At 39.7% G+C, this 818-nt stretch carries 1 protein-coding gene; it reads right to left on the bottom strand.

Annotation, left to right across the window (positions count from 1 at the left end; all coding sequences use genetic code 11):
* Nucleotides 1–680: IS1634 family transposase (locus NXH67_RS00240; protein ID WP_330676522.1), on the bottom strand; the 680-nt coding region annotated here is incomplete at its 3' end.
* Nucleotides 681–818 lie beyond the last annotated feature (138 nt).

Raw genomic sequence — 818 nt, 5'->3', positions numbered from 1 at the left:
GGACGATGTTCTTTGCTTTTTCCGTACTTCTTGTCACCATCTTCCTGTTCAATCTCGAAGTAGTAATTAGTGCAGTCATAGAAAAGGATCTTGTCATTCCTCTTTCCTGCGAGATGACTGTTTTTATAAACCTCAGCCTGAATGAAATCGCACTCATTTCCCAGAACATCTAACGCACGGTAAACATCATGAAGTTCATATGTTGGTGCTTCAAGGAATTCTGAAGCCACGTTGAAACTGGATCTTTTGCTGGATGGCTCAAGAACTCTGGCAAATATCATGTCTGAGAGAATAGCGTTTATATCGTACTTGAACTTATACTTATCCCTTAGTTTTCTGCATGTCTTGTCCAGGGACAAAGAGTAGTAGATGGACTGAAGGAAAAGATATCCTCCGCGATAGAATATCTGCTGGTCATATGCCAGTGGCCTGTCAGAATGAAAGGTTATCTGTACAGCTTTAGTTCGCTGTTCCTCTTTGTATTTCTGTGTTTCAAGTCTGGCTTCTTCCTTAGCCCAGGCCATAACATCATCCCTTGTAGGGCCGTGTTCTTTGATAAGTTCCTGTAATGTCCCCAGTTTTCTGATAATAGTTGAAGTGCTGACACCCTTATCGTTGATATACCCTTTGGTGATATAAAAAGATTCGGCATTTTTAGATTTAGAAGTAGTAACTCGCATCCCAACAATCCTCCATGCCTTATTATACCACACAATACCATAAAATACCATATATAAAAACATAAAATTTGACATAAAAAATGCAGACCACAAGCGGCCTGCAAGGTATAATTTATTCATTCAACTGTCAAACTCCCG

The organism is Butyrivibrio sp. DSM 10294 (genome assembly GCF_028539135.1).
In the GTDB taxonomy this organism is placed as follows: Bacteria; Bacillota; Clostridia; order Lachnospirales; family Lachnospiraceae; genus Butyrivibrio.
Note: the sequence above shows the minus strand (reverse complement) of the source record. Positions and strands in the feature narration are given on the sequence as shown.